Origin of the sequence: Streptomyces sp. NPDC048111 (assembly GCF_043202815.1) — a bacterium.
Taxonomy (GTDB): Bacteria; Actinomycetota; Actinomycetes; order Streptomycetales; family Streptomycetaceae; genus Streptomyces.
This window is the reverse complement of the sequence record NZ_JBIDBD010000001.1, coordinates 692,409-712,167: the sequence shown is the minus strand read 5'-3', so window position 1 is coordinate 712,167 and position 19,759 is coordinate 692,409. Positions and strand designations below refer to the sequence as shown.

At 74.2% G+C, this 19,759-nt stretch carries 18 protein-coding genes; 5 read left to right on the top strand and 13 right to left on the bottom strand.

From position 1 onward, the window contains the following. Positions 1-16: 16 nt before the first annotated feature. From ACGF3I_RS03215 to ACGF3I_RS03170, 10 genes are all read right to left on the bottom strand, one after another. Complete coding sequence (locus ACGF3I_RS03215; RefSeq protein ID WP_393128778.1) at positions 17-2,038, bottom strand: FAD-dependent oxidoreductase; 2,022 nt, start codon at positions 2,036-2,038, stop codon at positions 17-19. 90 nt (positions 2,039-2,128) lie between these two features. Further along, on the bottom strand, positions 2,129-2,914 hold the full coding sequence (locus tag ACGF3I_RS03210; protein WP_393128777.1) for a PIG-L deacetylase family protein: 786 nt from the start codon (positions 2,912-2,914) through the stop codon (positions 2,129-2,131). A 602-nt stretch (positions 2,915-3,516) separates the two neighbouring features. Then, the gene (locus ACGF3I_RS03205) at positions 3,517-3,930 is read right to left on the bottom strand and encodes a PTS-dependent dihydroxyacetone kinase phosphotransferase subunit DhaM (protein ID WP_393128776.1); all 414 of its coding nucleotides are present in this window, start codon (positions 3,928-3,930) and stop codon (positions 3,517-3,519) included. A gap of 58 nt (positions 3,931-3,988) precedes the next feature. Further along, complete coding sequence (gene dhaL / locus ACGF3I_RS03200) at positions 3,989-4,585, bottom strand: dihydroxyacetone kinase subunit DhaL (RefSeq protein ID WP_393128775.1); 597 nt, start codon at positions 4,583-4,585, stop codon at positions 3,989-3,991. Between the two features lie 37 nt (positions 4,586-4,622). Next, a complete protein-coding gene (dhaK, locus tag ACGF3I_RS03195; protein WP_393129110.1) occupies positions 4,623-5,609 on the bottom strand; it encodes a dihydroxyacetone kinase subunit DhaK in 987 nt (328 codons plus the stop codon). Between the two features lie 140 nt (positions 5,610-5,749). Further along, a complete protein-coding gene (locus tag ACGF3I_RS03190; RefSeq protein ID WP_393128774.1) occupies positions 5,750-6,652 on the bottom strand; it encodes a glycerophosphodiester phosphodiesterase in 903 nt (300 codons plus the stop codon). A gap of 313 nt (positions 6,653-6,965) precedes the next feature. Then, the gene (gene thrS, locus ACGF3I_RS03185) at positions 6,966-8,267 is read right to left on the bottom strand and encodes a threonine--tRNA ligase (RefSeq protein ID WP_393128773.1); all 1,302 of its coding nucleotides are present in this window, start codon (positions 8,265-8,267) and stop codon (positions 6,966-6,968) included. A 270-nt stretch (positions 8,268-8,537) separates the two neighbouring features. After that, positions 8,538-8,786 carry a type B 50S ribosomal protein L31 gene (locus tag ACGF3I_RS03180; RefSeq protein WP_393128772.1) on the bottom strand — a complete coding sequence of 83 codons (249 nt, stop codon included), beginning with the start codon at positions 8,784-8,786 and terminating at the stop codon, positions 8,538-8,540. Between the two features lie 22 nt (positions 8,787-8,808). Further along, entirely contained in the window at positions 8,809-9,324 is a 516-nt protein-coding gene (locus tag ACGF3I_RS03175; RefSeq protein ID WP_393128771.1) for a DUF5709 domain-containing protein, read from the bottom strand. Between the two features lie 233 nt (positions 9,325-9,557). After that, entirely contained in the window at positions 9,558-10,532 is a 975-nt protein-coding gene (locus ACGF3I_RS03170; RefSeq protein ID WP_393128770.1) for a hypothetical protein, read from the bottom strand. A 184-nt stretch (positions 10,533-10,716) separates the two neighbouring features. Between ACGF3I_RS03170 and ACGF3I_RS03165 the strand changes: the two genes are divergently transcribed. The 5 genes from ACGF3I_RS03165 to rho all read left to right on the top strand — a co-directional run bounded on the left by ACGF3I_RS03165 (position 10,717) and on the right by rho (position 16,543). After that, entirely contained in the window at positions 10,717-11,862 is a 1,146-nt protein-coding gene (locus tag ACGF3I_RS03165; RefSeq protein ID WP_393128769.1) for a hypothetical protein, read from the top strand. Between the two features lie 80 nt (positions 11,863-11,942). Continuing rightward, complete coding sequence (locus ACGF3I_RS03160; RefSeq protein ID WP_393128768.1) at positions 11,943-12,320, top strand: DUF488 domain-containing protein; 378 nt, start codon at positions 11,943-11,945, stop codon at positions 12,318-12,320. 50 nt (positions 12,321-12,370) lie between these two features. Further along, complete coding sequence (locus ACGF3I_RS03155; protein WP_393129109.1) at positions 12,371-13,930, top strand: bifunctional phosphatase PAP2/diacylglycerol kinase family protein; 1,560 nt, start codon at positions 12,371-12,373, stop codon at positions 13,928-13,930. Between the two features lie 94 nt (positions 13,931-14,024). Beyond that, a complete protein-coding gene (locus tag ACGF3I_RS03150) occupies positions 14,025-14,864 on the top strand; it encodes a carboxymuconolactone decarboxylase family protein (protein ID WP_393128767.1) in 840 nt (279 codons plus the stop codon). A 455-nt stretch (positions 14,865-15,319) separates the two neighbouring features. Beyond that, positions 15,320-16,543: a transcription termination factor Rho gene (rho, locus tag ACGF3I_RS03145; protein ID WP_393128765.1), complete on the top strand. Its 1,224-nt coding sequence runs from the start codon at positions 15,320-15,322 to the stop codon at positions 16,541-16,543. 83 nt (positions 16,544-16,626) lie between these two features. On the opposite strand, the gene ACGF3I_RS03140 is transcribed toward rho, so the two are convergent. The 3 genes from ACGF3I_RS03140 to ACGF3I_RS03130 all read right to left on the bottom strand — a co-directional run bounded on the left by ACGF3I_RS03140 (position 16,627) and on the right by ACGF3I_RS03130 (position 19,624). Next, positions 16,627-18,543: a hypothetical protein gene (locus tag ACGF3I_RS03140; RefSeq protein ID WP_393128764.1), complete on the bottom strand. Its 1,917-nt coding sequence runs from the start codon at positions 18,541-18,543 to the stop codon at positions 16,627-16,629. A 173-nt stretch (positions 18,544-18,716) separates the two neighbouring features. After that, positions 18,717-18,914, bottom strand: a complete 198-nt coding sequence (locus ACGF3I_RS03135) for a hypothetical protein (protein WP_393128763.1) — start codon at positions 18,912-18,914, stop codon at positions 18,717-18,719. Positions 18,915-19,204: 290 nt separating this feature from the next. Next, positions 19,205-19,624, bottom strand: a complete 420-nt coding sequence (locus ACGF3I_RS03130; RefSeq protein ID WP_393128761.1) for a CBS domain-containing protein — start codon at positions 19,622-19,624, stop codon at positions 19,205-19,207. Positions 19,625-19,759 lie beyond the last annotated feature (135 nt).

The following is a 19,759-nucleotide window of genomic DNA, read 5'->3' as shown; positions in this document are numbered from 1 at the left end:
CTAGGTTCGCCCCGGCTCAGAGCGCCGCGGCGAGCCGGGTGCCCTGGTCGATGGCGCGCTTGGCGTCGAGCTCGGCGGCCACGTCGGCGCCGCCGATCAGGTGCACCGCCGCGCCGGCCGCGCTCAGCTCCTCGTACAGGCCGCGCCGCGACTCCTGGCCCGCGCACAGCACGACCGTGTCGACGGGCAGCACACTGGACTCGCCGTTGACGGTGATGTGCAGGCCCGCGTCGTCGATCCGGTCGTAGCGCACGCCGGGCACCATGGTCACGCCGCGGTGCTTGAGCTCGGTGCGGTGGATCCAGCCCGTCGTCTTGCCGAGCCCCGCGCCGACCTTCGTCGTCTTGCGCTGGAGCAGGTACACCTGGCGCGGCGGCTTGGGGCGCTCGGCCGCGCGCAGCCCGCCGCGCTCGCCGTACGTGGTGTCGACGCCCCACTGACGGAAGTACGTCTCGGCGTCCAGGCTCGCCGCGTCGCCGCCGTCGGTGAGGAACTCGGCGACGTCGAAGCCGATGCCCCCGGCGCCGATCACCGCGACGCGCTCACCGACCGGCGCGCCGTCGCGCAGTACGTCGAGGTAGCTGACCACGCTCGGATGGTCCGAACCGGGGATCTCGGGTGTGCGCGGGGTGACGCCGGTCGCGATCACGATCTCGTCGTACGGGCCGCCGGCCAGGTCGGCCGCGGACACCTCGGTGTTCAACCGCACGTCCACGCCGAGCAGTTCGAGCTGGGTGCGGTAGTAGCGCAGCGTCTCGTCGAACTCCTCCTTGCCGGGCACCCGCTTGGCGATGTTGAGCTGGCCGCCGATCCGGTCGGCCGCGTCGAACAGGGTGACGGCATGCCCACGGCCGGCCGCCGAGACGGCGAAGGCGAGCCCGGCGGGGCCGGCGCCGACCACGGCCAGACGCTTGGCGAGGCGGGTGGGGGAGAGGACGAGCTCCGTCTCGTGGCAGGCGCGCGGGTTGACCAGGCAGGAGGTGATCTTCCCGCTGAAGGTGTGGTCCAGACAGGCCTGGTTGCAGCCGATGCAGGTGTTGATGGTCTCGGCGCGGCCGGTGGCCGCCTTCGCGACGAACTCCGGGTCGGCGAGGAAGGGGCGGGCCATCGAGACCATGTCCGCGCGTCCCTCGGCGAGCAACTGCTCGGCCACCTCAGGGGTGTTGATGCGGTTGCTGGTGATGAGCGGGACCGACACCGAGCCCATCAGCTTCTTGGTCACCCAGGTGTAGGCGCCGCGCGGGACGGAGGTCGCGATGGTCGGGATCCGCGCCTCGTGCCAGCCGATGCCGGTGTTGATGAGCGTCGCCCCGGCCGCCTCGATCGCGCGGGCCAGCGTGATGACCTCGTCGAGGGTGGAACCGCCGGGGACCAGGTCGAGCATGGAGAGCCGGTAGATGATGATGAAGTCCGGGCCGAGGCGCTCGCGGGTGCGGCGCACGATCTCCACCGGGAAGCGCATCCGGTTCTCGTACGTGCCGCCCCAGCGGTCGGTGCGGTGGTTGGTGGCACCGGCGATGAACTCGTTGATCAGATAGCCCTCGGAGCCCATGATCTCGACGCCGTCGTAGCCGGCGTCCCGGGCCAGCCCGGCCGCCCGTACGAAGTCCTCGACGGTCGCCTCGACCTCGTCGTCGCTCAGTGCCTTCGGCACGAACGGGCTGATCGGCGCCTGCAGTGCGCTCGGCGCGACCAGGTCCTCGTGGTAGGCGTACCGGCCGAAGTGCAGGATCTGCATCGCGATGCGTCCGCCTTCGCGGTGCACCGCGTCGGTGACGGTGCGGTGCTGGGCGGCCTCCGCGCCGGTGGTCAGGCGCGCGCCGCCCGGGTAGGGGCGGCCCGCGTCGTTCGGGGCGATGCCGCCGGTGACGATGAGGCCGACCCCGCCGCGGGCGCGCTCCGCGTAGAACGCGGCCATCCGCTCGAAACCGTTCTCCGCCTCTTCCAGCCCGACGTGCATCGAGCCCATCAGCACCCGGTTGGGCAGGGTGGTGAACCCGAGGTCGAGGGGGCTCAGCAGGTGGGGGTACGCGGTCATGGGGGCGCCTCCGGATGGGATGTCGTCACCACCCGTTGTAGTCCAGCGAACCCCGGTTATGCAACAAGTTGCATAACTCTGAGGCGGCGCTCACATCCAGGGTGGCGGTCCCTCGGGGGCGAGCTGGTGGACGTCGAAGAGCACGGCCGCCTCCACGCCGAGGGCGGGCCCCGAGGACCGTGCGATCCACGTCAGGAAGGGGCGCGGGGCGAAGTTGCCCGCCTCCTCGCCCAGGCCCTTGGTGTACTCGGCGTGTGCCGCGAGCGAGGCGATGCCGCGCTCCAGGGGTTCGCCGGTCACGTCCACGCCGTGGGTGGGACGCTCGGGGCCCGCGAAGGCGACGAAGCGCACGCCGGGCCACGGCTCCAGGCCCTCGTCGGCGAGTTCCGGGAAGATCCAGCGGTTCCCGGCGTCCCGGGCCGCGTCCAGCGCGGCGAGGCCCACCGCGCGGTGGTCGGCCTGGTTGACCAGACCGCCGATCATGCGGATCGTGTACGCGCCCGAGACGATGACGTCCGGCCGGAAGCGGCGGATGGCGCGGGTGAGGTCGCGGCGCAGGCCCGTTCCGTACTCGACGACGCCGTCCCGGTACCCGAGGAACTCCACGTCGCTCACGCCGACCTCGCGCGCGCCGGCCCGTTCCTCCGCCTCACGCAGCGGGGCGGCGCGGTCGGGGTGCAGGCCGTCGATGCCGGCCTCGCCGCGGGTCGCCAGGAGGTAGCCGATCTGTTTGCCCTGCGCGGTCCAGCGGGCCACGGCGGAGGCGGTGCCGTACTCGATGTCGTCGGGGTGGGCGGCTATGGCGAGGCAGCGGGTCCAGTTTTCGGGGAGTGGGGGGAGGGGGGGTTGGGGGGTGGGGTCCTCGAAGGGGCTCATGCCTTCATGATGGATCCGCTTCGGTTCGGGGGATACTGGGCGTGCCTGGGGTCGGGGGGTGCGGGGGGCCTCTGGGGCTCCGCCCCGAACCCCGGGGGCGCTTGCCCACCCGCCCGCCCGTGACGGGGGTTGGAGGGTGCCTGGCCCTGGGGCTGCGCCCCAGACCCGCTGAGGGGCTCCGCCCCTCGAATCCTGGCGGGGGCTCCGCCCCCTGCACCCCTGCTCAGGGGCTGCGCCCCCGAACCCCCCTTCGCGCCTGAACGGCGCTCGTCCTCAATCGCCGGACGGGCTGAGGTGCCCGGTGCGGGCCAGCGCAGTGCCGCTAGGGGCGCGGGGAACTGCGCGAGAAGCGAGCACGGCCCGCACGTGACCGAAGGGGCCCGGGAGGGCGGGGCACCCCGCAACCCGCCCAGCACCAGCCCCGCCAAGGGGCGCGGGGAACTGCGCGAGAAGCGGGCACGGTCCGCACGTAACCGGGGGTTGGGGGCGCGGGGAACTGCGCAGAAGGGGGCGCTCTGGTCGCGCCCGGCCGAAGAGGCCAGGGGGCCGGGGGGCGGCACCCGGCACCCCGGAGGGCAAGCCCCGCCCAGGGGTCAAGGGGGTTACCTCTTGGGGTAGGACTTCGCCTCCTCCGCCGCCGCAACAACCCCCTCAAGCCCCACCCCCGCCGAAGCACTCACCACAGCCCCCACAGCCCCCTCCACGAACGGCGCGTCCACCAGCCGTGTCCCGGTGGGGAGTTCGTCCCCCTCCGCCAGCAGCGCCTTGACCGTCAGGACCGCGCTTCCCAGGTCCACCAGGATCGCGACGCCCGCCCCGCGGTCCACCGATGCGGCGGCTGCCACGATCAGCTCCGCGCTGGTGCCAAGGCCGCCGTCGGGCAGGCCGCCCGCGGCAGCCACGGGGGCCGAGGGGCCGCCCCCCGCCAGGCCGCGGGCCAGGTCGGCGACGGCCGTGGCGACCGCCGCGCTGTGCGAGACGAGCACCACCCCGACCAACGGCCCGGACCCGCTCACGCGGCGCCCCCGCTCAGCGCGCCAATGGGCAGGGCCACCGACCTCACCCCGAACCCGCTCACGCGGCCACCTCCCCCAGTGCGGCGATCAGCAGCGCCGCCGAGGTTGCCCCGGGGTCCTGGTGGCCCTCGGAGCGTTCGCCGAGATAGCTGGCCCTGCCCTTGCGGGCCCGTAGCGGGACGGTGGCCAGTGCGCCCGCCTCGGCCGCTTCCGCCGCCTCGGTGAACGACCGGCCCAGCGCCTCGACGGCGGGGAGCAGCGCGTCGAGCATCGTCTTGTCCCCGGCCGCGGCCCCGCCGAGCTGTGCCACGGCCGCGACGCCCGCGCCGAGCGCCTCGGCCAGGCCCGCCCGGTCCACCTCTGCCGCGTCGCCGAGTTCCTTGCCCGTGCGGCGCAGCAGGGTTCCGTACAGCGGACCGGACGCGCCGCCGACCGAGGAGATCAACTGCCGTCCCGCCAGGGCGAGTACGGCCCCCGGTGTCGGTGGGGGCTCCTTGTCGAGCGCCGCCGCGACGGCGGTGAAGCCGCGCTTCAGGTTCGCGCCGTGGTCGGCGTCGCCGATCGCCGAGTCGAGTTCGGTCAGCCGGGCCGCCTCCCGGTCCACCGCGGCGGCGGTCGCGTACATCCAGCGGCACATGAACGCGGCGTCGAGCACAGGCCCTCCTTGAGGCGTCGGTCCTTCATGCATCGGTTCAGCAACCCCAGCGCAGCGCGGGCGTGTTGACCGGGGCGTCCCACAGCCGCAGCAGCTCCTCATCGGCCTGACAGAGCGTCACCGAGCAGCCCGCCATGTCCAGCGAGGTCACATAGTTCCCCACGAGCGTACGGGCCACCGCGATGCCCCGCTCGGCCAGCACCCGGTGGACCTCGGCGTTGAATCCGTACAGTTCGAGCAGGGGAGTGGCCCCCATCCCGTTCACCAGGAGCAGTACGGGGCCGGTGGGCCGCAGATCGTCCAGGACGACCTGTACCGCGTAGTCCGCGATCTCCCGCGAGGTCATCATGGCGCGCCGCTCACGCCCCGGCTCGCCGTGGATGCCCACCCCCAACTCCAGCTCGCCCGGCGGGAGTTCGAAGGTCGGGCTGCCCTTGGCGGGAGTGGTGCAGGCGGTCAGGGCGACCCCGAAGCTGCGTGTGCTCGCGTTCACCCGGCGCGCGACGGCCTCCACCCGCTCCAGCGGAGCACCCTCCGCGGCGGCCGCCCCGGCGATCTTCTCGACGAAGAGGGTGGCTCCGGTGCCCCGCCGCCCCGCCGTGTAGAGGCTGTCGGTGACCGCCACGTCGTCGTCGACCAGCACCTTGGCGACGGCCACGCCCTCGTCCTCGGCCAGTTCGGCCGCCATGTCGAAGTTGAGCACGTCGCCGGTGTAGTTCTTGACGACGAACAGGACTCCCGCGCCGCCGTCCACGGCCGCCGCCGCCCGCACCATCTGGTCCGGCACCGGTGAGGTGAACACCTCGCCGGGGCACGCCGCGGACAGCATCCCCGGCCCCACGAACCCGGCGTGCAGGGGCTCGTGCCCCGAGCCGCCGCCCGAGACCAGGCCCACCTGTCCGGCCACGGGTGCGTCACGCCGTACCACCACCCGGTTCTCGACGTCGACCGTGAGGGAGGGGTGCGCGGCGGCGATGCCGCGCAGCGCGTCCGCCACGACGGTCTCGGGCACGTTGATGAGCATGTTCACCATGACCTCCGGGGTGGGGCGTGCGGAGTGCGAGTGGGGCGGTCCCCAGTATCACGCGAACGGCCTGGGTCAGGGGGTGTTGGCGTGATGTCAGGTTGCTTCCGTCGTGACCCTCGGGTGTTACTGACGTGGCGTCAGGCCGCTTCGGCGGCGCTGGGCCGTACGGCGCGTTCCATGACGTCGGGGCGGTTGGTGATGATGCCGTCCACCCGCAGCTTCACCAGACGCAGGGCGGCGGCCGCGCTGTCGACGGTCCACGCGTCCACGCGCATCCGCCGGCCGTGCGGCCCCATGAGCCGGTGAACGGCGGCCACGTACGCCGCCGTCACCGCACCCTGCGGGGGATTGACGGCGTCGCTGAAGGCGGCGTACCGCGTGAGCTGGGAGACGGGCGGGCTGCCCAGGAAGCCGGTGCGCACCCCGGGGTGCAGACGGTGCGTGGTGCGCAGCGCGTCGGCGTTGAAGCTCTGCACGATCAGGCGCCGGGTGAGATGGCGCCGGTCGAGCCATCCGGCGCGGCCCAGGACGTCCAGGGTCTGGCCCTCGATGCCCGGATACAGCTCGGGCTGCTTCAGTTCGAGGAGCAGGCCCTGGCCCGTCCGGTCCAGACGGCCCAGGTACTCGCCGAGCGTGGGGACGCGCTCGCCGCGGAAGCGGGGCGCGAACCAGTTGCCCGCGTCCAGCTTCTTGATCTCGGCCAGCGTGAACGAGCCGACCGCCCAGGGGGAGCGCCGGGGATAGCGCCGCTTCACGTCCGTGGTGCGGGCCAGGGTCGTGTCGTGGATGACGACGAGCGCTCCGTCCCGGGTGCGCTGGACGTCGTTCTCGACCCAGTCGGTGCCGAGGTCGGCGGCCCGCTGTACGGAGCTGAGGGTGTTCTCCGGCGCGTAGGCCGACGCCCCGCGGTGCCCGAACACGATGGTGTGCCCGGACGGCCCGGACGTCGCCGCCTGCGCGGGCAGGGCGAGGGCGAGCGCGCCGCAGAGCGCGCTGACGACGGTGGACACGACGGTGGACACGACGGTGCGGTGGCGCATGCGCATTCCTCACGACGGCACGGATCGACGCCGCCGAGGGTGACAGGCGGTCTCGTTCCCGGGCGTGTCCGCCATGACGCGTTTGCCGAGACGTGGGGTGCGTTCCCCGGTGCGAGTGGCATCCGTTCGGCCAGGAGGCGCAAGGGCGGGCGTATGACCGAAACGGCCCCCGGGCCCCGCCACCCCCGCCTGCCCGCCCGCCCCCGTTGCCCGCACCCCCTGTGCCCGCGCCACCTTTGCCCGCACCTCCTGCGCCGGCATCCCGTGCGCCCGCACCCCCCCCGGGCGCCCCCGCCCCGGAAGCGGACCCCCCTCAGTGAGACTCGGTCAACTCCGCTTCCTCCGGCCAGAGTTCGAGGCTCCGCCCGGCCACCAGCGCGCCGACGCGATCCAGGAGCGCGCCGGTCCCAAGGGTCGCGGGACGCCGTCCGTCGCGCAGCCGGAGGGCGACGTCGCCGGACGCGGCCTCCCGCGCCCCGATCACCGCCTGGTACGGGACGCGCCGCGCGGCCCGCACGCGGGCGCCGAGGGTGCCCTGTTCCGGCCCGGCGAGCTCGGCACGCAACCCCGCGGCCACAGCACGCTCCACGAGTGCGGCCGCCGGCCCCGCCTCCGCCTCGGAGACCGGCACCACCACCAGCTGGACCGGCGCAAGCCAGGCCGGGAAAGCTCCGCCGTACAGTTCGATGAGGTGCGCCACGGCGCGCTCCATGCTGCCGATGATGCTGCGGTGGACCATCACCGGGCGGTGTTTCGCGCCGTCGGGGCCGATGTAGTGCAGGTCGAACCGCTCGGGCTGGTGGAAGTCGATCTGCACGGTGGACAAGGTCGCCTCCCGGCCCGCCGCGTCGGCGATCTGCACATCGATCTTCGGGCCGTAGAACGCGGCCTCCCCCTCGACCGCCTCGTACGGCACCTTGCTGTCGTCGAGCACCTGGGTCAGCAGGGCCGCCGCCCGGCGCCACATGTCGGCGCCCGCGACGTACTTGCCGTTCGCGCCGGGCAGGGAGAGCCGGTAGCGGGCGGGCCGGATGCCGAGGGTCGCGTAGGCGCGGCCGATCAGGTCCAGCGCGGCCCGCGCCTCACCGGCTGCCTGGTCCATGGTGCAGAAGACGTGCGCGTCATTGAGCTGGATCGCCCGCACCCGGGTCAGCCCACCGAGCACACCGGACAGCTCCGAGCGGTACATCCCGCCCAACTCGGCCATTCTGAGGGGGAGTTCGCGGTAGCTGTGGGCGCGTGAGCGGTAGATCAGGGCATGGTGGGGGCAGAGGCTGGGACGCAGGACGACCTGTTCGGCGCCGAGGTCCATCGGTGGGAACATGTCCTCGCTGTAGTGCGACCAGTGCCCCGAGATCTCGTACAGTTCGCGCTTGCCGAGCACCGGCGAGTACACGTGCCGGTAGCCCGCCCGGCGTTCGGTCTCGCGGACGAACTCCTCCAGGGCGTGCCGCACGGCCGCGCCGTCCGGCAGCCAGTAGGGCAGTCCCGCTCCCATCAGCGGGTCGGTGTCGAACAGGTCGAGTTCACGGCCGAGTCGGCGGTGGTCGTGCACGGGGTTCTCCTCGCGGTCTTCGCCGGGGACGAGTGACCGCACGGAAAAGACCCGGGGCACTCGGCCCCGGGGCTTTGACGTACTCAGCTGTCAGCGCGCCGGGACACTCTCCGGCGTCGTCGTCCACTGCACAGCCGCACGCTTCATGCCGCTGAAGCTAGCAGGACCTCCGTGAGGGGTGCAGCCCTTTTTCCGGCTGCCTGCGCCGGCCCGCCCGCCCCTCGCGGTCCGCCCACCCCTCTCGGTCCGCTCGCGCCCGTCGGCCCGCCCCGGTCCTTGCGGCCCGCCCGTACCCGGTGGCCGGGCGGCGGCACCCCGCGGCCGGTCCGCTCACTCCTTGCCCTCGTAGCGGCGCTCGAAGCGCGCGATCCGCCCTTCCGGGTCCACCGTGCGGGCCTTGCCGGTGTAGAACGGGTGGCTCTCGGCGGAGATCTCCACGTCGATGACGGGATAGGTGGCGCCGTCGTCCCAGTCGATCGTCTCCTCGCTCGTCGCGGTCGACCGGGTGAGGAAGGCGAATCCTGCCGCCCGGTCACGGAAGACGACCGGCTGGTACGAGGGCTGCTTGTCGCGCTGCATGGGGGCTCCCGGGTCTCTGGGGTCAGCGGGTGTCGTCGGATGCGGGGCGTGCGGGGTCCTCGAAGCCGTCGAGGTACTCGGTGTCGTCCTCGTCGACGATGTGCACCGCGGCCTCCTCGGCCGAGGCCGCCGCGCCGTCGATGCCGACGTCCCTGGCGAGCATCCGGGTCTCGTCGTCGGGGTGGGCGCCCTCGTCGGGGGCGACGAGCCTGCCCGCGCGGGCGCCGCCGACCTCGTTGTCGCGCGGCTCGCCGTCGGTGTCCCAGGTGTCGCCCATGCCGTCGCCGTCGGGCACCGCGATCTCGGGGCGCTCGTCGGCCAGGCGCCGCTCCAGACTGTCCCCGCGCAGGCGCTCGGCCGCGGTCACGCCGGTGCGCTCCACCGCCCAGGGCCGTTCCGGGGGCGAGTACCCCACGTCGAGGGGATCGGCGGGGCCGTCGTCCAGGGTGTCCTCGGCGCCCAGCAGACCTTCGTCGTCCTGCACCTCGGAGCCGTCGGGCTGATAGACCTCGTCCCCCCACGCCTCGCTGTCGACCACGGCTACCTCCTGGGTTGCGGCCGGTGGCTCCTGCGCCGCTCGGTCGATCGGGCAGCCGCCTCCAGTCTCGGTCCGCCGGGCCCGCGGCGACCACCGCACGCGAGCCACCCGGGTGATCACGGGCCGGTGTGGTATGGGAGCGAGTTGCTCGGCCGCACCTCCGCGAGGCGGCGCCGCACTCCGTGCCGGCGGGGTGCGCCGACGGCGACGGCGTCCTCGACGGGCTTGCGGACTCATCCGGCCCCGGTCCGGCGGCCCAACTGACTTGACCGGCAAGGGGGTTGACGGCGCCCCCTGAGGAATCCGGCGAGTACGAGCAGCCAGAGCGCGAGCGCGATCCACAGGACGACCTCGCCCAGCGTGTGCAGTCCTGCGACCCCGGTGGCGGCCGAGGCCGACAGCGCGGCGACCGCCGTCATGCCGACGGGGAACACGGTGGACCAGCGCCGGATGTCGTAGCCGGGCCGGGGCCGGTACGCCTCGGCGGCGAGCAGCACCGCGCACGCGGCGAGATTGAGCCCGAGCAGGACCAGGGTCAGCGTCCGCAGGGCCGTGTGCGCGGCGCCGGTCCACAGCGGGGACAGGGTCAGCTTCGAGGCGGTCAGCGCGGAGATGGCGAGCGCGCCGCCGCCGATCCACTGGTCGCCCGCGCCGTCCCGCACCTCGCGCGGGTCGAACCGTACGAGCGCGTCGCCGTAGAGGACCAGGCCGAGCACGAGCGCGGCCAGGGCGGCGCGGGCGAGCCAGTCGCCCCGGCCGGCCAGGGACAGGGTGGCGGCGAGCACCCCCAGGCCCTGGGTGGCGACACACACCAGGAACGCCGCCCCGGGCATCGCGCGCTGCCAGTGGCGCACGACCGCGATCATCAGGACGGGCCAGAGCGCCGCGGCGAGCGCCAGCAGGGCCGCGGCCGTCCCCGTCGCGCCGAGCGCGGCGAGCCGGGTGCCGAGCACCGTGGTGGCGGCCACGGCGGTGAGCGCGGGCGGGGTGTCCGCCTCGCCCGACCACCGGGTGCGGTTGGCGAGGAACCGCGCCGCGAAGTCCCCGGCGAGCAGTAGCCACAGCGCGACCGCGAGGACGAGCCCGATCCGGGACAGCACCTCGTACCCGGTCAGATGCAGCCCGATCGAGATGATCGCGGTGGCCATCACGGCGGCTCCCGCCGCCGGGGGCAGCTCGGCCCACCACCGGTTCACCTGGCACTTCATGCGCCCATCTCAGCGCGGCCGGATGCGCCCCGCCACCGAGGTGGCTTCTTCGGGGAGATGTTTGTATAGTACAACTGATAGAAGTTGTAAAAGCCAACCATTGGGTTCGCGGTCCGTGCCCGGTCCTTTTCCGATCGGTCCGTGCCGAGCGGTCCGCCGCGAGCCCGATCAGAAGGGTCCTGTCATGTCCGGAGGCCACAAGGCCGGACGGGTCACCGCGCCGGGCGACGTGCGTACGGCGCCGTCGAACCCCGCGCTGCGCCACGTCCTCACGCATCTGATCACCCCGCTCCTGATGTGCCTCGGCATGGGACTCGCCTACCTCGGCGCGTTCGCCACCCCCGAGCCGCACCACCTGCCGGTCGCGGTCGTCGGATCCGGCCCGCAGGCGAAGGTGTTCGCGCAGACCGTGAAGGACGAGGCGGGCGACAAGCTCGACGTCCGCACCGTCACCGACCGCGCCACCGCCGTCGACCAGCTCAAGCACCGGCGGATCTCCGGCGCCTACGTCCTGGACGCGAAGGCCCCCGAGGTCGTCGTCGCCTCGGCCGGCTCCGACATGAGCGCCACCGCCGTCGAGAAGGTCTTCACTCCGGCGGCCACCGCCCAGGGCCTCCCGCTGAAGATCACCGACGTCGTTCCGCCGGTCCCCGGCGACCCCACCGGGTCCGGCATCTTCTTCCTGCTCATCGCCGTCAGCATCGGCTCGTACGCCTCCGTCGCCGTGCTCGGCGCGGCCGGGGCAGGACTTTCGACGCGTACGCGGGCGGGTCTCGTGGCCGGGGTGTCCTTCGTGGTCTCGCTGATCGGCGCGGCCTTCGCCGGCCCCCTGTTCCACCTGGTGGACCACGGTCTGTGGGGGGTGTGGGCGATGTCCTGGCTGTACTCGGCGGGCATCCTCCTGCTCGGCGCCGGGCTCCACACCTTCCTCAAGCGCTGGACCACGCTCGCCGTGATGGTGCTGTTCGTGATGCTCAACTTCACCAGCTCCGGCGGCCTCTTCCGGCCCGAGCTGCAGGACGGCTTCTTCGGCGGCCTGCACGCCTTCTGGAACGGCGCGGGCCTCGTGGAGGGCATCCGCGACCTGGTCTACTTCGACGGCCGCGGACTCGGCCGCAACGTCTGGGTCCTCGCGGTCTGGCTGCTGCTCGGCGCCGTGGTGCTCGCGGTCGCCGGAGCGGTCGAACGCCGGCGCGCCGCCGCCGAAGGGACCGCTCCCGCCCCCGCCCCGGCGGCTCCCGTGCCCCCGGCCGGGCACGCGCGGGAAACGGCGCAGGACATCGCGGAGGAGGACGCCGAGGAGGAGATCGAGGAGACGGTCGGCGTCTGAGGCGCCTCGGTCGCGGAACGTACCGGCGCTCGACAGGGTTGGACCGTGTACGACATCCGGGCAGGACATCGGGAGGCACGATGCCGAGCAGGCGCACACCGCGGGTCCGCCGCGTCTACGATCCGCCCGAGGAGGCCGACGGCGTACGCGTGCTGGTCGACCGGCTCTGGCCCAGGGGGCTGTCGAAGGAGCGCGCGGCCGTCGACGAGTGGCCCAAGGCGCTCACGCCCTCGACGGAACTGCGCCGCTGGTACCACGAGGACCGCTCCCGCTTCGCCGAGTTCCAGCAGCGGTACGAGGCCGAGCTGACCGGCGCCGAACAGGCCGAGGCCCTGGAGCGTCTGGCCGGCCTCGCCGGGGACGGCACCATCACCCTGCTCACCGCCGCCAAGGACGTCGACCACAGCCATGTGCCGACGCTGGTCGCGGCCGTCCGCCGGAGCCGCCCGTCCGGGTGACCCGGCGGGCGGCCCGTCATCATCCGGGCTAGGCAGGGGACATGTCACCGATGACACGACTGGGCACGATCGACCGCCGCTGGTTCGAGCGGGTGGCCACCGCGCGGCTCGCCGGCGCCGACCAGGTGCTGCCCCGGCTGAGCCACGCGGCCAACCACGGCCGGCTCTGGTTCGCCGCGGCGGGCGTACTCGCGGTGGCGGGCGGGCCCACCGCCCGCAGGGCGGCCCGGCGCGGCATCGGCGCGCTGGCGCTCGCCTCCCTCACCACCAACACCGTCGCCAAGTACGCGACCCGCCGCCCGCGGCCGGTCGCCGACACCGTTCCGCTGGTGCGGCGCCTCGCCAAGGCGCCGCTGACCACGTCCTTCCCCTCCGGTCACTCGGCCTCGGCCGCGGCCTTCGCCGCCGGGGTGGCCCTGGAGTCCACCCGCTACGGTGCCCTGGTCGCGCCGCTCGCCGCGGCCGTGGCGTTCTCCCGCGTCTACGTCGGCGTCCACTACCCCGGCGATGTGCTGGCCGGCTGCGCGCTCGGCATGGCCGCGGCCGCCGTCACCTGCTACTGGTGGCCGCCCCGGCCGCAGCCCGTCCATCCCCTGCACACCCGCGCCGAGGCGCCCGCCCTGCCCGAGGGCGAGGGGCTCGTCGTGGTCGTCAACGGCGGCTCCGGCCAAGGCGTTCCGGGCCGGCTGCCCGCCGAGGACCATCTGCGGCTGCTGCTGCCCAAGGCCGAGATCGTCGGGCTCGGAGCCGACGACGACCTCGGCGACCTCCTCGACGAGGCCGTGGCCCGCGCGGAACAGCTCGACCGGGTGCTGGGCGTGTGCGGCGGCGACGGCACCGTGAACGCGGCCGGTGAGCGCGCCGCCCGCGCCGGGCTCGCCCTCGCGGTGTTCCCCGGCGGCACCTTCAACCACTTCGCCCTGGACGCGGGCGTGGCCGCCTTCGAGGACACCGCGTACGCCGTCGAGCACGGCGAGGCGATCCGGGTCGACCTCGCGCGGGTGCGCGACGGCTCCGGGCGGGACGTGACCGCGTTCGTCAACACCTTCAGCATCGGCCTCTACCCGGACCTGGTGCGGATGCGCGAAGGGATGCAGGACCGGCTCGGCAAATGGCCCGCCGCCGCCGTCGCCCTGGTCCGGGTGCTGCGCACCGCGGCCCCGCTGCGCCTTGAGGTGGACGGTCAACAGCGTTCCCTGTGGCTGCTGTTCGCGGGAAACGGCCACTACCATCCGGAGGGCCTGACGCCTTCGCACCGGCCCCGCCTCGACGAAGGGCTCCTCGACATCCGTACCGTCGACGCCGAACCGCGGTTCGCCCGCACCCGGCTCGTCGTCTCCGCGCTGGCCGGCGCACTGCGCCGCTCGCACGTCTACCGGGGCGAACGCGTCCGCTCGATCCGGCTCACCGGGCTCGACAACGTCAACTCCCTTGCCTACGACGGCGAGACGGCCACCGCACCCGACTCCCTGGCCCTCGACAAGGCGGAGCGGGCCCTCGTCGTGTACAGCCCCGCCCGGCCCCAGGACGAGATCGCCCAGCGGGCCCGCACCGCGTCGGCCGCCCTCGCCGCCGGAGCCGCGGCGAGCCGGGCGCGGCCCGCGACCTGAAGCCCGCGAGCTGAAGCCCGCGACCCTGCGGACACGCGCCGCGTGCGCACGGCGCATTGCGCTAGAGCACGCTCCAACTCGTAGCGTCGTGGACATGAACAGCGCAGAGAACGCCTACAACGCCGCCGCCGTCTCCTCCGGAGCCGAGACCACCGACGAACGCTTCGAGCGCGGGCTCGCCCTGCTGCGCACCGTGGGCGGCCAGGAGCGGCCCGCGGTCCTCGACAGCCTGGCCGACATCGCGCCCGACCTCGGCCGCATGACGGTCGCCTTCGGCTACGGGGACGTCCTGTCCCGCCCCGGACTCACCCTGCGCCAGCGGCAGATCGCCACGGTCGGCGCGCTGGCCGCGATGGGCAACGCGGCGCCGCAGCTGCGCTTCCACATCGACGGCGCGCTCAATGTGGGGGTCACGCCCGCCGAGATCGTCGAGATCCTCATCCACACCGCGGTGTACGCGGGCTTCCCGGCCGCCCTCAACGGCATCGGCGCCGCCCGCGAGGTCTTCGAGGCGCGCCCGGACGCCGCGGCGCCCGCGGCCGACAGCGAGCCGCTGCCGGGCGACCGCTACGAGCGGGGCCTCGCCAAGCTGGCCGAGGTGGACGGCCATGCCGGCGACCAGGTCGTCGCGTCGATGCAGGACATCGCGCCCGATCTCGCCCGCTACATCGTCGAGTTCGCCTTCGGTGACATCTACGCCCGCCCCGGCCTCGACCTGAAGTCCCGCGAAATCGCCACGGTCGCCATGTGCACGGCCCTCGGCAACGCGGCCCCGCAGCTGCGCGTCCACATCCACGGCCTGCTGAACGTGGGCGGCAGCCGCCAGGAGGTCATCGAGGTCATCACGCAGATGGCGGGCTACGCGGGGTTCCCCGCCGCGCTGAACGGCATCTCGGCGGCGCGGGAGGTCTTCGAGGAGCGGGGCGGGGAGTAGGGGGGCCTCCTGCCCGGGCCCGCCGGGCCCCGCCGCGGGTCGGGCTGCCGCCTGGCGCCGGGCCGCGTCGGCCGGGCCCCGGCGCTGCGGGCCGGGGCGGGGCGGGGAAAGCACCGTCCGGCGACGTAGGCGTACGCGCAAGGCGTGGGCATGGGTCGTACGGTCCGGGGGCTGGGGGTAGCCAGGTGCCCGGTGCGGGGTGCTACTCTGCGAACAGCACGTGTGTACGCCCCTTCTCGCGGCGTCCGTGCTGGTTTCCTCCCGGTGCCGCCTCCAGCGCGGCGCCCACCGTTTCCCCTCCCGGCCACGGCACGGCCCACCCGGATCCCCGCGAACACGTCCAGATCTCATCCGGACGTCGCTCGCCGCGGCCCCCTCCGGATCGGTTCGGATCCTCAACCAGTGCTGTACGGCCCGGACTTCTCCTGCGCTCCGACGCGCGAAGGGACCCTCCTGTGCTCAGCACCCTCGAACACCCCACGACCACCGACCCCACCACGGCCCCAGACCCCACGCCCCCGGACCCCACGACCTCAGACCCCGCGGCCCACCCAGCCAACCCGACCAGCCCGACCAACTCGTCCCACCGCGACCGCACCGCTCAGGCCCCGCTCGCCGGAGTCCTCGATCTCACGGGCGGGCAGGGCAGACTGCGAACCGCCGGGTACGCCCCGGCCCCGGGGGACATGAAGTTCCCCGCCTCCCTCATCCGTCAACTAGGCCTGCGCAAGGGAGACTTCGTCGAATACGAGGGCCCCGTGCCCGAACGGGTCGTGCGGGTCAACGGCCGCCCGGCCGAAGCTCTCCGCGGGCGGCCGCACTTCGCCGACCTCACCCCGCTGCACCCGCGCGAACGGCTGCGCCTCGAAACCCGGCCGGACCGTCTGGCGGGCCGTGTCGTCGACCTCGTCGCTCCCGTCGGCAAGGGGCAGCGCGGCCTGATCGTCGCTCCGCCGAAGACCGGAAAGACCGTCCTGCTCAAGGAGTTGGCGCAGGCCGTCACCGAGAACCATCCCGAGTGCCACGTGATGGTGGTCCTCATCGACGAGCGGCCCGAGGAAGTCACCGACATGCGCCGCTCGGTCCACGGTGAGGTGCTCGCCTCGACGTTCGACCGGCCGCCGAAGGAACACATCGCCCTGGCGGAACTCGCCGTCGAGCGGGCCAAGCGCCTGGTCGAGCAGGGCCGTGACGTGGTCGTGCTCCTGGACTCGCTCACCCGGCTGTGCCGCGCGCACAACAACGCGGCGGGCCCCGGCGGGCGCACCCTCAGCGGCGGGGTCGACGCGGCCGCGCTGCTCGGCCCCAAACGGCTGTTCGGTGCCGCGCGCCTCACCGAGGAGGGCGGCTCGCTCACGATCCTGGCGACCGCCCTGGTGGACACCGGCTCGCGCGCCGACGACTACTTCTTCGAGGAGCTCAAGAGCACCGGCAACATGGAACTGCGCCTGGCCCGCACCCTCGCCGACCGGCGCCTGTTCCCGGCCGTCGACATCACCCCCTCCGGCACCCGCCGAGAGGAACTCATCCTGGACCAGGCCGAGTTGAGCGGTGCGCGCGGACTGCGCAGGGCGCTTCACCACCAGGACGCCTACGGCGCCCTCGACGCGCTGCTTGTCAAAATGCGCCAGGCGCCGGACAACGCGGCCTTCCTGCGACGGATCCGCCTGACCGCCTGAAGCGCGGGGCCTCCAGACGGACCGCCCACCGGCTTCCGGCCGGGCGGGGCGCCGCGCCCGCGCCGTACGGTCGATGGGCCTGCTCAGCCCCGGGCCGGCACGGCCGCCGCGGCCTCGGCGAGGAGGCGGTACAGGACGGGCACCGGGATCGCCGGACTGGTGACCGCCGACGCCGCCGTGTCGCGATCGTGCAGCAGCCCACAGAGGACGCGGGCCGGCAGCCGCGGACTGCGTACGGCCGCCCCGCGGACCTCGGACGCCGGGTCGTTCACGAGCCGCACGGCGTCGGCCGGCGACAGCCGGGGGTCTTCGGCCGCGCGGCGGCGCACCTCTGCCGCCGGATCGCGGGCGAGACGTGCGACGTCGGCGGGCGTGGACTCGGGGTCGTCCAGAGCCAGCCGGCGCATCCGGCCATCGGGATCGTCGATGTGGCGCAGCAACCCCGCGCGCGGGAAGTTGGGGTGGCCGCGGGGGCGGTCGGGGTGTGACAGGCTGCCGTCCCACCAGCGCCAGACGTCGAGCAGCAGCTCGGCCGGCGCGTCGTCGCACGACTCGGCGAGGAACAGGCGGACCGTCCGGTCCTCGTCGCGCGCCAGCCGCTCCACGACGTCCGGCGGCAGCCGCCGCGCGCGGGCCACGCTGCGACGGACGAGCGGATGCGACGACCCGGCTAGGCGGCGCATGGCGTCGGCGTCAGCGTGCAGGGCGACGACCCAGGGCAGCGCTCGCGACAGCAGCGACGGGTCGAACTCGTGGCGCACGGCGGCGCGTTGGTCCTCTGTCAGGTCGGCCCGCAGTGCCACGGTCGAGCGGACGTCGCCGTCCGGATCATCTGCGAGGACGGCGACGCCCCGTGCGCTCACCCGTGGATTGGCGGCCAGCGCCAGGCGTGCCCCGTCGTCTCCCTCCCGGATCAGCTCCTCCTCCAACTCGACCGCCAGGCAGCACTGTTGAAGCGCTCGTCGGGGTGCGTGCAGTGCGCCGAAGGCGGCGCGGGGCATGGGTACGCCCCTGTGGTGTGCGAGCAGCGCCTCGGTGCGTACCGCACCGTCGTGGTCGGCCAGAAGGCGTTCCCGCAGCGGCGCGGCGAGCTCGTCCCATCGGGCGCAGGCGGCGGCCCGCACCACGGGGTCGGTGTCGTGGGTGAGGCCGGGCAGGTGGCGCGCGGGGAGCCCCGGCAACACGGCGGCCTCGGCGCGGCACGGCCCGGTGACGAGGTCGTCGTACACGTCCTCGGGCAGCTCGACGCCCCGGGCGCAGGCGTGCTCGGCCCAGAGCGCACGCCGGACCGGTGACGGTTCCGCGCGGATCAGACGTACCCACTGGGCGGGCGTGAGCCTCGGCCGGAAGGTGTCGACGGTCGCGGCACGCACCCGCGCCTCGGGATGCGTCACGGCGGCGTCCAGGACGGCGGGACGGCCGCAGCCGTGCAGGAAGCCCTCCGCCACGTCCAACAGCCGGATCAGGAGGGCGTCCGGCGCAGCCGGATTGAAACCGAGCCCCTCGGCCCAGTGCAGGGGCCACGCCGGGCGGCCCGGCGCCGACGCCCATACCGCGTCGCGCTCCGCGGCCGTCTCGCGACCCGCTGCCTCGGCGGCCTCCTCCAGCCGGCCCCGCAGCCGGTCGATGGCGGTGAGCCGGGGCCCCTCCGGACCGGGCACTTCGGCCACGAGCACCTCCCCGTCGAGGGACAGCGCCAGAAAGCCGGGGCCGCCGCTCAACCCCGGCGCACCACCGGCCGAGCGCACGCGGGTCCACCACGAGTCGTTGCCGCCGATCCGATGCCCGAGGACGGCCACCAGGAACTCGCCCCCGGCATCGGCGAGGCGCGACCACCACGCGGCGTCCAGCACCTCCCGCAGCGCGCCGTCCGGTGCCGTGGTTCCGCGTGCGACGCGCCACCCGGCCTCGGGCGGGAGCACGTGGCCCGGCGGTACGTCGGCGAGGACCGTGAGCCCGGCGCGTCGAAGCAGTTCGTGGAGGTCTTCCCGGGGTGACATGCCGTCATGATCCTCATCGGACCGCGGCAGGGCCAAACGCCCTCCGGGCCGCGGCGGGCGCACACCATGCGCCCGCCGCGGACGTCCCGCAGTCCCCGGCGGCGTCGCGGGTCCTGGGGGCCGTCCACGGCGGGCGGCAGGTCGGGTGGTCGGCCGGGGCTCGGGCCGGGCTTTCAGGGAAGCAGTTTGTCCAGCGCCGCAGGTCCCTCGGCGGCCAGCTTGCGCTCGGCCCACGCGAGGTTCTGCGGGGTGACGTCCCGCCCGGACGCGAGCACCAGGTCTTCGGCGCTGACCTCGCCGCCGGCTCCCGTGTGCAGCAGGGCGTCGGGGGTCACGGGCTCGTGCGGGCTGGAATCGGACCGGTCGTTCATGTGGCGCCTCCTACGTTCGTCCGGTAATGCACCATTGTCGCCCCCGCCTACCCCGACCGCATCCGGCCCACACGCCCCTTCTGGACGCATCCGGATTGCGGGTGCGGGTTCGCTCCGAGGGGCTCGGGCACAGCGCGCGGGGCCGGCCCGGCGAGGCATCTGGGGAGCGCCGGCCAGGTGGTCGAGTGCAGCCCCGGTCGAGCGTCGGCCCGGCGGGGCTCTGGGTCCGTGGCCGGTCCCGGCGGGCCGGGACGCGCTCGGCCCCGCCCGGCACCCGCCGAGGGCACCCCTCAGGAGTCCGCGTACACCCGCCCCGCGTACGACGCGAACGCCTCCGCCGTGAGCTTTCGTGCCAGGTCCGCCTCCGCGATCATGCCGACCGGTGTGCCGTCCTCGACGACCACGATGCGGCGGATCCGCGCCTCGCTCATCGCCTTGACCGCGAGCGAGGCGTCCGCGCCGGCGTCCACGGTGTGCACGCCGCCCTCGGCGAGCTCGCCGGCCGTCACCTTCGCCGCGTCCTTGCCCGCGGCCAGCACCTTCACGACGATGTCCCGGTCGGTCACGATGCCGGACAGCTCGCCGTCGCTGCTCTTGACCGGCAGCGCGCCGACCCCGTGGTCGCGCATCAACTGGGCGGCCCGGTCGAGGGTTTCGGACGCCGGGACGCAGCGGACGTCCGCGGTCATCAGGTCACGGGCAGTGGTCACGGGAGCCTCCGGTCGGGGATGCGGATCGTGTGCGGTGTGCGGTGCGGTGTGGGATGTGCGCGGTGCGGTGCGCGCAGGCGCGCCTCGGCCATGCTCGCCGGGCGCGGCGGCGTCGGCGACCGCTCGGCGCCGATC